At 71.4% G+C, this 13222-nt stretch carries 11 protein-coding genes; all 11 read left to right on the top strand.

Annotated elements, in window-relative coordinates; translation table 11 throughout:
- Positions 1 to 8 precede the first annotated feature (8 nt).
- The 11 genes from AB0M36_RS01280 to AB0M36_RS01330 all read left to right on the top strand — a co-directional run bounded on the left by AB0M36_RS01280 (position 9) and on the right by AB0M36_RS01330 (position 13215).
- Positions 9 to 1160 carry an exonuclease SbcCD subunit D gene (locus AB0M36_RS01280; RefSeq protein WP_364150576.1) on the top strand — a complete coding sequence of 384 codons (1152 nt, stop codon included), beginning with the start codon at positions 9 to 11 and terminating at the stop codon, positions 1158 to 1160.
- Positions 1157 to 3646 carry an SMC family ATPase gene (locus AB0M36_RS01285; protein ID WP_364150578.1) on the top strand — a complete coding sequence of 830 codons (2490 nt, stop codon included), beginning with the start codon at positions 1157 to 1159 and terminating at the stop codon, positions 3644 to 3646. The genes AB0M36_RS01280 and AB0M36_RS01285 overlap by 4 nt, the downstream gene beginning before the upstream one ends.
- A 2-nt stretch (positions 3647 to 3648) precedes the next feature.
- The gene (locus AB0M36_RS01290; RefSeq protein WP_364152188.1) at positions 3649 to 4611 is read left to right on the top strand and encodes a hypothetical protein; all 963 of its coding nucleotides are present in this window, start codon (positions 3649 to 3651) and stop codon (positions 4609 to 4611) included.
- A gap of 472 nt (positions 4612 to 5083) precedes the next feature.
- Complete coding sequence (locus AB0M36_RS01295) at positions 5084 to 5761, top strand: sigma-70 family RNA polymerase sigma factor (protein ID WP_364150581.1); 678 nt, start codon at positions 5084 to 5086, stop codon at positions 5759 to 5761.
- On the top strand, positions 5761 to 6555 hold the full coding sequence (locus AB0M36_RS01300) for a zf-HC2 domain-containing protein (protein WP_364150584.1): 795 nt from the start codon (positions 5761 to 5763) through the stop codon (positions 6553 to 6555). The genes AB0M36_RS01295 and AB0M36_RS01300 overlap by 1 nt, the downstream gene beginning before the upstream one ends.
- Before the next feature lie 268 nt (positions 6556 to 6823).
- Positions 6824 to 7513 carry a hypothetical protein gene (locus tag AB0M36_RS01305; protein ID WP_364150587.1) on the top strand — a complete coding sequence of 230 codons (690 nt, stop codon included), beginning with the start codon at positions 6824 to 6826 and terminating at the stop codon, positions 7511 to 7513.
- 156 nt (positions 7514 to 7669) lie between these two features.
- Positions 7670 to 8449 carry a DUF4142 domain-containing protein gene (locus AB0M36_RS01310; RefSeq protein ID WP_364150590.1) on the top strand — a complete coding sequence of 260 codons (780 nt, stop codon included), beginning with the start codon at positions 7670 to 7672 and terminating at the stop codon, positions 8447 to 8449.
- Positions 8450 to 8547: 98 nt separating this feature from the next.
- A complete protein-coding gene (locus AB0M36_RS01315) occupies positions 8548 to 9867 on the top strand; it encodes a Pecanex-like protein 1 (protein WP_364150593.1) in 1320 nt (439 codons plus the stop codon).
- Between the two features lie 421 nt (positions 9868 to 10288).
- A complete protein-coding gene (locus tag AB0M36_RS01320; RefSeq protein WP_364150596.1) occupies positions 10289 to 11032 on the top strand; it encodes a trypsin-like serine protease in 744 nt (247 codons plus the stop codon).
- Positions 11033 to 11549: 517 nt separating this feature from the next.
- Positions 11550 to 12434 (top strand): DNA-3-methyladenine glycosylase 2 family protein, encoded by an 885-nt coding sequence (locus AB0M36_RS01325; RefSeq protein ID WP_364152191.1) that lies wholly within the window; start codon positions 11550 to 11552, stop codon positions 12432 to 12434.
- 28 nt (positions 12435 to 12462) lie between these two features.
- Entirely contained in the window at positions 12463 to 13215 is a 753-nt protein-coding gene (locus AB0M36_RS01330) for an ROK family protein (RefSeq protein WP_364150599.1), read from the top strand.
- The last annotated feature ends 7 nt before the right edge of the window (positions 13216 to 13222 follow it).

The raw sequence follows: 13222 nt of genomic DNA on the forward strand, positions 1-13222 counted from the left end.
GTTTCGCGATGCGCATCCTGCACACCTCCGACTGGCACGTCGGAAAGGTCCTCAAGGGACGGGCCCGCCTCGACGAGCACATCCAAGTGCTCGCCCAGGTCGTGGAGATCGCCCGGGCCGAGCGGCCGGACCTGGTCGTCGTGGCCGGCGACCTCTACGACATGGCCGCGCCCTCGCCCGACTCGACCCGGGTGGTGACCCGGGCCCTGTCGGCGCTGCGGCAGACGGGTGCGCGGGTGGTCGCCATCGGCGGCAACCACGACAACGGGCCCGCTCTGGACGCGCTGCGGCCGTGGGCCGACGCGGCGGGCATCGAGCTGCGCGGGTCCGTACGCGACAAACCGGATGATCTGATCATCCGGGGCGAGACCGGGTCGGGCGAGCGGTGGCAGCTCGCGGCCCTGCCGTTCCTGTCCCAGCGCTACGCGGTGCGCGCCGTCGAGATGTACGAGTTGACGGCGGCCGAGGCCACCCAGACGTACGCCGATCACGTCGCCCGCCTGATCGCCCGCCTCGCCGAGGGCTTCGCCGAGCCCGGCGTGATCAACCTGCTCACCGCCCACCTGACCGTCGTGGGCGCCAGCGCGGGCGGCGGCGAGCGGGAGGCGCACACGGTGATGGGCTACGCGGTCCCCGCGACGGTCTTCCCGCCGAACGCGCACTACGTCGCCCTGGGCCACCTGCACCGCGCGCAGCGGGTGATCGGCCCGTGCCCGGTGCGCTACAGCGGCAGCCCGCTCGCCGTCGACTTCGGCGAGGAGGAGAACGTCTGCTCGGTCGCGATCGTCGACGTCTCCACCGAGAAGGCCGCGCGGGTCCGCGACGTGCCGGTGACCTCGGCCCGCACCCTGCGTACGGTGCGCGGCAGCCTCGAGCAGCTCGCCACGGTGGATCTGCCCGACGCGTGGCTGCGCGTCTTCGTCCGTGAGACGCCACGGGTCGGACTGCGCGAGGACGTGCAGGAGTTGCTCCCGCACGCGCTCGAGGTGCGCATCGACCCGGACATGGTGCCGGACAAGGCAGGCGAGCGCATGGCCCAGCGCGCCGGCCGCTCGCCACGCGAACTCTTCGGCGACTATCTCGACCACCGCGGCAACGCCGAGGAGGGCGTCCGTGAACTCTTCGACGAGCTCTATGACGAGGTGAACACCCACCAATGAGGCCTTTGCGGCTCGACATGGCCGGCTTCACGGTGTTCCGCGACGAGACCACCGTCGACTTCACCGACGCCGACTACTTCGCCCTGGTCGGCCCGACCGGCTCCGGCAAATCCACCGTGCTGGACGCCATCTGCTTCGCGCTCTACGGCACGGTGCCGAGGTGGGGCGGCAGCCGCGGCATCGGCAACGCGCTCGCCCCGTCGGCGACCGAGGCCCGGGTCCGCCTGGTCTTCGAGTCCGCCGGCTCGCGGTATGTCGCGACCCGGGTGGTGCGCCGCGACGGCCGGGGCAACGTCAAGACCGCCGGCGCGGGTCTGCAGCTCATGCCGCCGGGCTTCGACGTCACCCGGCTCGACACCGGGATGAGCCTCGACGACCTCGGCGACGTGCTGGCCGGCACGCCGGCGGAGATGGACCGGGCGATCGAGGAGGCGGTCGGGCTGCCGTACGAGCAGTTCACCAGCTGCGTCGTGCTGCCACAGGGCCAGTTCGCCGACTTCCTGCACGCCAAGCCCGCCACCCGGCAGCAGATCCTGGTCAACCTGCTCGGCCTGCACGTCTACGAGGAGGTGCAGACCCGCGCGTCCACCCGGGCGACCAAGGCGGAGGCCCAGCTCGCCGTGGTGGACCAGGCGCTCGCCGGCCTCGCCGACGCCGACGACGAGGCGGTCGACGCCGCGGCTGCCCGGCTGGCGGCGATGCGGGAGCTGACCGGCGAGGTCGAGGCCGCGATGCCGCGGCTGCGGGCCGTGCGGGAGCGCGAGGCCGAGCTGGCCGCCACCCGCGACGCCGTCGCCGCCGAACTGGCCGCGTTGTCGCGGGTCGCGGCGCCGGACGGCAGCGCCCGGGTCGCCGAGGCCACGGCCGCCGCGCGCGTCGCGGTGGAAACGGCTGCGGAGGCCGTGCGGGCCGTCGAGGAGCGGGAAGAGAAGGTACGCGGAGAGCTGGCGGCCGCCGGCGACGCGGGCTCGCTGGGCCTGCTGCTGGACCGCCACATCGAGTGCGAGCGGCTGACCGGCCAGGCGGAGTGGTTCGCCGGCGAGGTGTCGGTCGCCGAGGTCGAACACCGGGACGCGGTCGCGGCGGCGGAGCTGGCCCGGGCCGCGCACCTCGGCGCCGAGCAGTTGCTCGAGCAGGCCCGGCTGGACTACGCCGAGGCGCAGACCCTGGACCGCGCGGCCGCGCTGCGCACCCACCTGGCCGCCGGCGAGGCCTGCCCGGTCTGCGAGCAGACCGTGACGGCGGTGCCGCCGGTGCCGGAGGGCTCGGCGGTGCAGGTCGCGGAGCGCCAGGGCAAGGCGGCCCGCGCGGCGGCGGACGTGGCGTCGACGGCGTGGAAGCAGCGCGACGCGGTCGCCCGGGAGCTCGAGCGCGGCCTGGACCGCAAGCGGGCGCAGTTCGAGCAGCACAAGGCCCGCCTCGCCGAGGTGACGGCGGGGCTGGTCGACTCGCCCGGTGTCGAGGCGTTGCGGACCCGGCTGGCGGAACTGAGCAGGATCCAGCGCCGGCTCGACGAGGCCGGCGCGGAGGTGCGGTCCGCCCGCGAGGCGCACCGCAGGGCCCAGGCCGCGGTCGGCGCCGCGGAGGAGCAGCGGCGCATGGCGTGGCGCTCGTTCGACGCGGTCCGCGACCTGGTGGCCCGGTTCGGTCCGCCGCCGGCCGACCGGGACGACCTGGCCGGCGCCTGGTCGGCTCTGGTGAAGTGGGCGGACGAGTCGGCGGACCGCCGTGAGGTGGCCCGCGACGAGGCGGCCGCCGCCGTCGAGGCCGCCCAGGCGGAGACCCGGCGCACCCGCGAGGCGGTCGTGGCGCTCTTCGTCGGCCGGGGGCTGCCGGCCCCGGCGGGCGGTGCGGACGCCGACCTGATCCGGGCGGCGGCGGTCGCGGCCGAGCGGGCGGAGGCGGCCTGGCAGCGGCTCGCGGACCGTCGCGAACAGGCCCGCGAGTTCGCCGAGCAGCGGGCCGGCCTGGTGCGCGACGGCCGGGTCGCCAAGTCCCTCGCCGGGCACCTGCGGGCCAACAACTTCGAGCGCTGGCTCCTGGAGGAGGCGCTCGACCTGCTCGTCGACGGCGCCTCGCGGATCCTGCGCGAGCTCACCGGCGGCCAGTACGACCTCGTGCACGACAAGGGCGAGTTCTTCGCCGTCGACCACCACGACGCCGGGCTGCGCCGCGCGGTGCGGACCCTGTCGGGCGGCGAGACGTTCCAGGCGTCCCTGGCCCTGGCCCTCGCCCTGTCCGAGCAGCTGGCCGGCATGTCGACGACCGCGGCGAGCCTCGAGTCGATCGTGCTGGACGAGGGCTTCGGCACGCTCGACGCGGCGACGCTGGACGTGGTCGCGGCGACGCTGGAGAACCTGGCCGCCCGGGGCGATCGGATGGTCGGTGTCGTCACGCACGTGCACGCCCTGGCCGAGCGGGTTCCGGTGCGGTTCGAGGTGCACAAGGACGCGCGCACCGCGCACGTGGAGAGGGTCGGCCTGTGAGGATGTTCGTCGACGCCTGGGACCCCGCGTACGGGTCGTCGTTCGAGGGCGGGGACGCGTCCGACGGGCCCGCCTCGCCCAGCAGCGCGCAGGTCGACACGGACGTCGAGGTGCCCGCCGCGCAGTGGGCCCCGATCGACGTGCCGGCCGGGGTGCGCTGCCCCGACGTGGTGTTCCTCGTCGACGGCGTGCGGCGCAACGACGCCGGGCTCTGGACCGCCGAGGAGGACGGCCAGTCGTACGCGGGCCTCGCCGCCTCGTACGCCGCCGGCGTCGTCCGCTGTGATCTGCGCCGGGGGGTCGCCGAGCTGGCGGGTGCGCGGGTCGCCCGGGGCCTGTTCACCGCGAGCCCGTCCGCCGAGGACGTGCAGGCCGGCTCCGTGCGCTACGCCGTGCACCGCGTCAGCGGCACCGGCGAGGCCAGCAAGCTCCCGGCGGCCGTCCAGGCGCCGCTGACCGCCCTAGAGATCGAGATTTCCGCCGACGCCCGCAGCCACGGCTCCGACGGCGCCGATCTGCTGGTGGTCGACGGTCCGCTGCGTAACCGGCGCCAGTTGCCGCGCACGATCGGGTATGTGAAGACCCAGCAGAAGCAGTACCTGCCGGCCCAGCTCACCCCGGTCGTGACCGGGTTGCGCCCCGGCCAGCGCACGCCGGTGTTCGCGCTCGGCACCGTCTGGGGCGGCTGGTCCTGGTATCTGCGCCTGCCCGGGGCCTCGGGGGCGCCGTGGTCGGGCATCGTCCGGGTGGAGTGCTCGCCGGAGCTGACGCCCGGGCAGGCCATCGAGCTCGCCGGGGTGTCCGGGGCGACGCTGCCGCGGTTCGCGTCCTCGGCGTACAAGGATCCGAGGGCTCCGCAGAACCTGGTGCCGATCGCGGGCCTCGAGCGCCGGCTGCGGGGGCTGCTGGGCGACGCGCGGGTTCTGCACCGGGCACTGACGCTGGCCGCGGCCCGCACGAGATGACCCTGGCGGCGTCGCCGTGTGGCGCCCCTGCTGGCCGGTTCGTACCTTTCGACGCTTCGTGTCGGACCCGCTCACCGTTGCCGTCACGCTACTTATTGTGTAGCGGATGAGGACCTTCCGATACGTTGGGTGAGGGCCTCGCAACGGCGTGCCGACGATGCATCAGCCGAGCGTCTCGAGTACGCACTGTGCGTCTGTTGGCGAGCCCACCCCGCTGAGTATTATTCGCGTGCCCCTGGGCGCATATCGGCGCCTATGGATGGATGCTGCGCCCCACGCGCGCCACGACCTCCCGCTTTCCGCGGGGGGTCGAGCGTGCCCAACGCGCTTGGAACCGGAGGAATCTCTTGCGATTGCGCGTCGACGCATCACCTCCCACCCTGGGTCCGGAAATTTTCCCCATCGCTTTGATCCCGGCGGGCCACCCTGGCCGTATGACAGGCGACGGGGAAAGCACCGGCAGGAGGAATCGATGCATGCGACGGTCATGGAGCGGCTCACGCCGGACGGGGTGCGCGTCATGACGCAGCAGCGATCCGGAGGCCGGTGGCAGGCTCTCGACGGAGGCCGAAGTGCGGCAAATGATGACGCCGTGACGTCGCGGCAGGCCCGCCATGAGGCTGGGTCGGCGACCGCGAGTCACGAGGACACGCTCGTCCGGATGCTCTACGAAGAGCATGCGGGGCCGCTGCTGATGTTCGTGCTCCGCCTCACCGGCGGAGACCGGCAGCGGGCCGAGGACATCGTCCAGGAGACGCTGCTGCGGGCGTGGCGCAACGCCCACCGCCTCGGCGCCCAGGGGCAGCAGTCGCTGCGGCCCTGGCTGGTCACGGTGGCCCGGCGGATCGCGATCGACGACCATCGCAGCGCCAGCGCCCGCCCGCCGGAAACGTACGACCGAGAGCTGGAGAGCTTCCCCAGCACGGCCGACGACACGGATCGGGTCCTCCAGCTGATGACTGTCACCGATGCCTTGCGTACTCTGAGCCAGTCGCATCGGGAGATCCTCGTCGAGACCTATTTCCGTGGCCGGACCGTTCCGGAGGCGGCGGAGATTCTCGGCCTGCCTCTGGGTACGGCCAAATCGCGTGTGTACTACGCCTTGCGGGCCCTGCGTACGGCTCTGCAGCAGCGGGGGGTGACTGAGTAATGACGCAAGAACAACACTTCGATGTCGCCGCGTACGCCCTCGGCGTACTCGACGAGCGCGACGCCGCCCGTTTCGAGGACCATCTCATCGATTGCCCGGCCTGCGCGATCGAACTTGAGTCGTTGCTGCCGGTGGTGGACATCCTCTCGGACGTCGACGCCGACGCGCTGGTCGCCACCGAGCAGTCGCGCCGTGACGGACTCATGCTCAAGTCGATGATCGGCGAGGTGAAGCGGGAGCGGCGCCGGGCCAACAGCCGGCGGCTCTACTCGCTGGCGGCGGCGGTCGTGGTCTTCGCGATGCTGTCGATCGGCGCGCTCTTCGCCGGCGGCAAGTGGCTCGGCTCGACCCCGTCGAGCCCGGGCACGAACCAGCAGGCGGCGAAGTCGACCAAGCAACTCGATCCGTTGCCGCTGGGCCAGGACGGTCCCGGCATCGGTGGCACGTCGCTTCCCGGCAAGGTTCTCACCGGCGCGGACGCCCGCACCGGTGTGAAGGCGGCGGTGGGCTACGAGCCCAAGGACTGGGGCACCCAAGTGTCCTTCGTCGTCTCCAACGTCAAGAGCGACAAGGGTCCGCTGCTCTGCCGACTCGTCGCGGTCCGCGCCGACGGCAAGAAAGAAACGCTGGGCAGCTGGATCCTAGGTGACAAGGGCTGGGGCACGGCTGCCCAGCCGGAGGCTCCCGGGTTGGTGGCCGTGACGTCGCTGAAGCCTGAAGAGATCGCGCACGTCCTCGTGCAGGCCATCGATCCCCAAACGGGTGCCGAGCAGACGCTGGTTCGCGTTCCCTGACAATTCCGCACTTTGCAAGCCCGGTCGCTTCGGCGGCCGGGCTTGCTGCTTTTTCACCGTGCGCATAAGGACCGCTCACGGCGAGCAATGACGTCGTCGTGAGGGCTCATCAATCACGTACGGCGGGGTCGAAGGGTTCAAACAAAATTCGCGGAAATTGATTGGGCCGATTCTTCAACCCCTGCGGCCGTCCTCTCGTACTACAGCGCGGAACACCGAGATGGACGAAATCACTGGGAGGGCTCTCGTGGTACCGGAGAAGCGGAAGTTGATCGTCGTCAGCGGGGCGATCGCGGCGGCGTTCGCGCTGACCGGGTGCGCCCCGACGGGATACAACAGCAGCGACTACGGCGCTCAGCCCGCGTCCAACGCCGTCGAGGCTGGAGCGACCTCCGAGGCCGAACCGGCCGCGACGCCGGAGGCTACGCCGGGCGCCGAGCCCGAAGGGGAGTCCGAGGAGGGCGGCGAGGGCGCCGAGCTCAGCGAGGACGAGATCACCACCGAGCTCAAGGCGGCGGCGATCAAGCGCATGGGCGAGACCGTGCAGAACCAGAACGGATTCGTGCTGTACCGCTTCGACAAGGACAAGGTCAAGCCGGAGGCCGTCTCCAACTGCAACGACGACTGCGCGAAGGTCTGGCCGCCCGCCCTGATCAACAAGGGCGAGAAGCCCAAGCTCGACGGCGTGGACGCGAAGCTCGTGGGCACCGTCAAGCGCAAGGACGGCACGCTGCAGCTCACCCTCGACAAGTGGCCGCTCTACACCTACATCGGTGACAAGGAGCCGGGCCAGTGGAAGGGCCAGAACGTCGCCGGCACCTGGTTCGTGGTCACGCCCGAAGGCAAGAAGAACCTGACCTGCCTGCCGGCCGTCTCGAAGCCCGTCGCGCCGCCGTCGGACGGCGACAAGGAAGAGGACAGCCCCGAGGGCACCGGTGGGTCCGACTACAGCTACTGAGTGAAAGCGCGACTTCGCATTCACAACCTCAAGCTTTAAGTCGAGCGTAAGAAGTTCGTTTCCCATTGCGACACCGCAAGACCTGCTCCTAGCGTTTCCCGCAACCCACAGGAATTGCCGGAACCGTTTTCCCGTCCTCGTCGGAGGTGTAAAAAGATGATCGCCGCCCGCTCGCACCGCCAGCCGCAGCGCTGGCTGGTGGGCACCCTGGTCGCGGCCTTGGCGTTCATACTGGCCCCCGCCGGTACCGCCCAGGCCGCCGAGGCGCCGCCGGTGCCGGTGCCGCCGAGCTTGTCCGCCAAGGGCAAGGGCGGTGTCGCCCTGGCGGACCGGGACTTCGTGATCAAGGTCCGGCTCGCCGGACTGTGGGAGATCCCCGCGGGCAACATGGCCGTCAAGAAGTCGAAGGACCCGCGGATCCAGGAGATCGGACGGTCCATCTCGGCGCAGCACGTGGCGCTCGACCAGCTCGACATCGCGGTCGCGAAGAAGCTGGGTATCGCCCTGCCGAACCTGCCCAACGGCGACCAGCAGGGCTGGCTCAACGAGATGAACAACGCGCCGACCCCGGAGCAGTTCGACCAGATCTACGTCGACCGCCTCCGGGCGGCACACGGCAAGATCTTCCCGGCGATCGCGACGATCCGGGCCAGCACCCGCAACGACGAGGTCCGCAAGCTGGCGCAGGAAGCCAACCAGTTCGTGATGACCCACATGTCGCTGTTGGAAAGCAGCGGCATCGTCGACTACGGCTCGCTGCCGACGGCTCCCGCGCCGGCCGGCGCGGGTGGGCCGGCCGTCGACACCGCGATGGTCGCCGCGGCCAGCAGTTCGGGTGGCCTACCCGGAGTCAACACCTCCGTCATCCTCATCGTCCTCGCCGCGGCCCTCGTGGCCGGCGTGGTGACCACGATGCGCATCTTCCGACCGCGGTAGCGCGCGGACGGTTTCGACCTGGCCAGCCGACCAGGCCGTACGGCAACACCCCGGCGGCTCCACCGGCCCGCCATGTGTGGACAGAGAAAGGTGTCACAATGCGAAGGTCGCAGTACCGGCGCGAATCCAAGAATTCCAAGTGGTTCACCGGTCGGCGCCGGATCATCGCCGCGGTAGCCACCCTGGTTGCCTTCGGCGGCATCGTCACCGTCACGCAGGTGTCCGACGCGAGCACGAAGTCGCGGGCCACCCAGCGCGCTCTGGCCGCATGCAACAACATCCAGGCGCCGAAGAAGTCGAAGCTCTCGACGGAAACCCGGCAGGGCTCCTACACCACCAACAAGGGCCGGGTCACCCAGCACGCCGACGACGGCGGCGGCAACGTGGCGACCACGGAACAGATGCGCACCCGGTGTCGCCAGTGGGTCATGCAGAACACCGGTAACACCACCAACACCGGTAACAACACCAATGCCGGCGGCGGTCAGCAGCAGGGCGGTCAGCAGCAGGGCGGTCAGCAGCAGGGCGGTCAGCAGCAGGGCGGTCAGCAGCAGGGCGGTCAGCAGCAGGGCGGCCAGCAGCAGGGCGGCAACAACAACCCGCCCCCCGGTGCGGGTCTCGGCGTTCTGACCAACAGTTGCCAGACCAGCCAGCTTCAGCCGCACGACGGTTTCCAGAACGGCAACCGCTGTGTCTCCACCGAGTTCGGTGAGGTCGGCGCCGCCGCGAACAACCCGTCGCTGCTGATCACCGAGGCGCCGCAGCAGGTCCAGGAGGGCCAGGCGTTCACGCTGAAGGTCAGCACCCGCAACCTGATCCGCGACCGCTTCCTCGCGGCCGGTCAGGGTGGCTACTACGTGGAGTCGTCGGTGCTGCAGGGCGGCCTCGTCCGCGGTCACTTCCACACCGCCTGCCGGATGCTGAACAACACCAACGAGGCCCCGAACCCGGAGCCCGTCCCCGCGTTCTTCGTGGCCACCGAGGACAACCAGGGTGGCGCTGCCCCCGACGTCGTGACCATCCAGGTTCCGGGCCTGCCCGACCAGGGTCTCGCCCAGTGCGCCTCGTGGGCCGGTGACGGCTCGCACCGCATCCCGATGATGGAGCGCGCCAACCAGACCCCGGCATTCGACGCGGTGCGCATCGAGGTCGGCGGCGGCAACAACAACGACGGCAACAACAACGATGGCCAGAACAACGATGGCCAGAACAACGATGGCCAGAACAACGATGGCCAGAACAACGATGGCCAGAACAACGATGGCCAGAACAACGACGGCCAGAACAACGACGGCCAGAACAACGACGGCCAGCAGCAGGACGGTCAGCAGCAGGACGGTCAGAACAACGACGGTCAGCAGCAGGACGGTCAGCAGCAGGACGGCCAGAACAACAACGACGGTCGTAACAACAACTAGGTACGGAGCCCCTGCCACACCCGGGAACCGAACCCCGCGGGGCCGCGCCGCCTCTCCAGGCGCCGCCCCGCTGGGACCCCCCGTCGGAGACCGGAAGCCGTCCACCCCCCTGAGGACGGTGCGTGGCAGGCGGTTCGAGCAAGGAATCCGCTGACGAAAGGAGGCGTGACACCACTCGAGCCGAGCTACCAGCTCCGCCTACCGGGTGACGCGGACCGAGTCGGGGTCCGCCCACCTCCCCGATGGCCCTGACCGGGAGCGCGGTCAGGGCCATCGGCATGTCCGCGATCGGCCGGCGGTCCGGCCATCACCTAGGCGGGAGTCCCCGTTCAATATGTATCGACATATGTAACTGTCTAGATACAGTTGTTACGGGCATCCCGCCCGCCGTATCCCCCAACGGCACAGACAGGACGACCGCATGCGTACCCTCGCCCGGACACTCCTCGCGGCCACCGCCGCCGTCGCAGCCGGCCTGCTCACCCCGGCGGCCGCCATCGCGTCACCCGCCCCCGAACCCGTCAGTCCCCGCGTCGTCAACGGCCGGCCCGCCACCCAGAACTACTCGTTCATGGTGTACGTGTCGGGCTGCACCGGCTCCCTCATCAAGGCCAACTGGGCCGTGACCGCCAAGCACTGCCCCACACCCAGCTCGGTACGCGTCGGCAGCGTCGACCGCACCAGCGGCGGCACGGTCGTCTCCGTACGGCGCTCGGTGAGCCACCCACGGATCGACGTCAAGCTGCTGGAGCTGACCTCGTCCGTGAGCCACGCCCCCGCGCCGATCCCCACCTCGTCCGGCGCGGTCGGCACGGCGACCCGAATCATCGGCTGGGGCCAGACCTGTCCCAGCCCAGGCTGCGGGTCCACGCCGCGCATCGCCAACGAGCTCGACACCTCGATCCTGTCGGACAGCCGGTGCTCCGGCATCGACGCGGCCTACGAGATCTGCACCAACAACACCAACGGCAACGCCGGCGCCTGCTACGGCGACTCCGGCGGGCCGCAGGTGCGGACGATCAACGGCCGCTGGGCGCTGATCGGCGTGACGAGCCGAGCCGGCAACAACAACCCGGTCTGCGCCACCGGTCCGTCCATCTACGGCGACCTCTCCTCGATCCGGAGCTGGGTCAGCCAGCAGGTGGGCGGCGGCCTCCCCTCTTGACACGCGACATCGGCACGACGGCCGGACGACCTCGGTCGCCCGGCCCGTCCGGCTGAGCGGGAGGCGCTCGGTCTCCCGGCCCGTCCGGCTGAGCGGGACGCGCTCGGTTGTCCGGCCCGTCCGGCTGAGCGGGAGGCGCTCGGTCTCCCGGCCCGTCCGGCTGAGCGGGACGCGCTCGGTTGTCCGGCCCGTCCGGGTGAGCGGGACGCGGGCCCCCCGAGGACTCCGGCGCGTGGCGCCGCGCGCCGCGCACGGACCGGCGACTGAACGGGCGGCTCGAGACTGAGCGGGCGGCTCGAGACTGAGCGGGCGGCTCGAGACTGAGCGGCGGCTCGAGGCAGGACGGGCGGCTGGAGGCAGGACGGGCGGCTGGAGGCAGGACGGGCGGCTGGAGGCAGGGCGGGCGGCTGGAGGCAGGGCGGGTCGGCGACCGGGCGAACTGTGGCTGTGCGGCCGGGGCGCGAGACGCTGGGGCGACCGTATAGTGGCGCGGGTGACGACGACGGTGACCCGCGGATTGCGGCTGCCGGACGGTTACGCCTTCTCCCACACGCTGCGTTCTCTGCTCGTCGTCCGGCACGACCCCTGTGGCAGGCTCGCCGACGGGGAATTCTGGCTCTCCGCGCGTACCCCCGAGGGGTCCGCGTCCTTGCACCTCGCGCGCGTGGGCGCGGAACTGACGGCGACCGGGCACGGGCCCGGCGCGGGCTGGATCGTCGAGCGGGCCGACGCCATCGCCGGGTTGCGCGACGACCTCGGCGGGTTCCCGGCTCTCGCGGCGCGTCACCCGCTGGTCGCGCGGCTGGCCAGGACCTTCTCCGGAGTACGGTTTCCCGCCACCGGCCTGCTGTTCCACCGCCTGATCCGGGCGGTGCTGGAGCAGAAGGTCACCGGAATCGAGGCGCACCGGGCCTATCGTGCGCTCGTCCGGCACTTCGGTGAGCCGGCGCCCGGGCCGGCCGGGCTGCTGTTGCCCCCGGATCCGGAGGCGGTGGCGGCCACGCCGTACTGGACCTTTCATCCCTTCGGTGTCGAGCAGCGCCGCACCCAGGCGCTGCTGCGGTGTGCCGTCGAGGCGGCCCGACTGGAACGCTGCGCGGACAGTGCCGAGGCGACCCGCCGGCTGACCGCTATCCCGGGCATCGGGCCGTGGACCGCGGCCGAGGTGGTTCGCACCGCGTACGGCGATCCGGACGCGGTCAGCGTCGGCGACTTCCACATTCCGAACACGGTGGCGTGGGCGCTGGCCGGGGAGGCGCGGGGCACCGACGCCCGGATGCTGGAGCTGCTCGAGCCGTACGCCGGACATCGGGGCCGGGTCTGCGAGCTGCTCGCGGCCGGTGGTATTTCGGCTCCCAAGTTCGGTCCGCGGATGCCGATCCGCGGCTTCGCGCGCTTCTGAACCCGATTTGAACTGTCACACTGCACGGGTGGCTTTCACGTTGACGATCGACTGCGGCGGCGGGGGCATCAAGGGGTCGGTGCTCGACGAGGCGGGCACGATGCGGGCCCAGCCGTTGCGGGTGCCGACGCCGTACCCGTTGCCGCCGGATCTTTTCGTCAAGACTCTCGTCGAGCTCGGCGAGCGGCTGCCGACCGCCGACCGGGTCACCGTCGGCATGCCGGGCATGCTGCGGCACGGCGTCGTCGTGGCGACGCCGCACTACGTGACCCGCAGCGGGCCGCGCACCAGGGTGGATCCGGAGCTGGTCGAGGCGTGGCACGGCTATGACGCGCGCACCGCGCTGGCCGAGGCGTTCGGGCTGCCCACGCTGGTGCTCAACGACGCCGAGGTGCACGGTGCCGGGGTGGTCGCGGGCACCGGCTGCGAGCTGATCCTGACCCTGGGCACCGGGCTGGGCTGCGCGCTGTTCGACGGCGGCTCGCTCGCGCCGCATCTGGAGATGTCGCAGGCGCCGGTGCGGTGGGGGATGAGCTACGACACCTACATCGGCGAGCACGAGCGGCGCCGGCTCGGCGACGCCCTCTGGTCCCGGCGGGTCCGCAACGTCGTCGAGGGGTTGCGTCCGGTCTTTCTCTGGGACCGCCTCTATCTGGGCGGCGGGAACTCGCGGCTGATCACCGCGACGCAGCTTGCCCGGATGGGCGATGACGTGGTGGTGGTGCCCAACACGGCGGGGATCGTCGGCGGCGTCCGGGCCTGGGCGTTGCGGGCCGGCTGAGAGCCGG

Origin of the sequence: Actinoplanes sp. NPDC051346, assembly GCF_040682215.1 — a bacterium.
Taxonomy (GTDB): Bacteria; Actinomycetota; Actinomycetes; order Mycobacteriales; family Micromonosporaceae; genus Actinoplanes.

What these genes read in the sequence shown, in the direction of transcription:
- AB0M36_RS01285 (WP_364150578.1), top strand. Translation starts at nt 1,157, where the DNA reads ATGAGGCCTTTGCGGCTCGACATGGCCGGCTTCACGGTGTTCCGCGAC.
- AB0M36_RS01290 (WP_364152188.1), top strand. Translation starts at nt 3,649, where the DNA reads ATGTTCGTCGACGCCTGGGACCCCGCGTACGGGTCGTCGTTCGAGGGC.
- AB0M36_RS01320 (WP_364150596.1), top strand. Translation starts at nt 10,289, where the DNA reads ATGCGTACCCTCGCCCGGACACTCCTCGCGGCCACCGCCGCCGTCGCA.
- AB0M36_RS01295 (WP_364150581.1), top strand. Translation starts at nt 5,084, where the DNA reads ATGCATGCGACGGTCATGGAGCGGCTCACGCCGGACGGGGTGCGCGTC.
- AB0M36_RS01300 (WP_364150584.1), top strand. Translation starts at nt 5,761, where the DNA reads ATGACGCAAGAACAACACTTCGATGTCGCCGCGTACGCCCTCGGCGTA.
- AB0M36_RS01280 (WP_364150576.1), top strand. Translation starts at nt 9, where the DNA reads ATGCGCATCCTGCACACCTCCGACTGGCACGTCGGAAAGGTCCTCAAG.
- AB0M36_RS01310 (WP_364150590.1), top strand. Translation starts at nt 7,670, where the DNA reads ATGATCGCCGCCCGCTCGCACCGCCAGCCGCAGCGCTGGCTGGTGGGC.
- AB0M36_RS01315 (WP_364150593.1), top strand. Translation starts at nt 8,548, where the DNA reads ATGCGAAGGTCGCAGTACCGGCGCGAATCCAAGAATTCCAAGTGGTTC.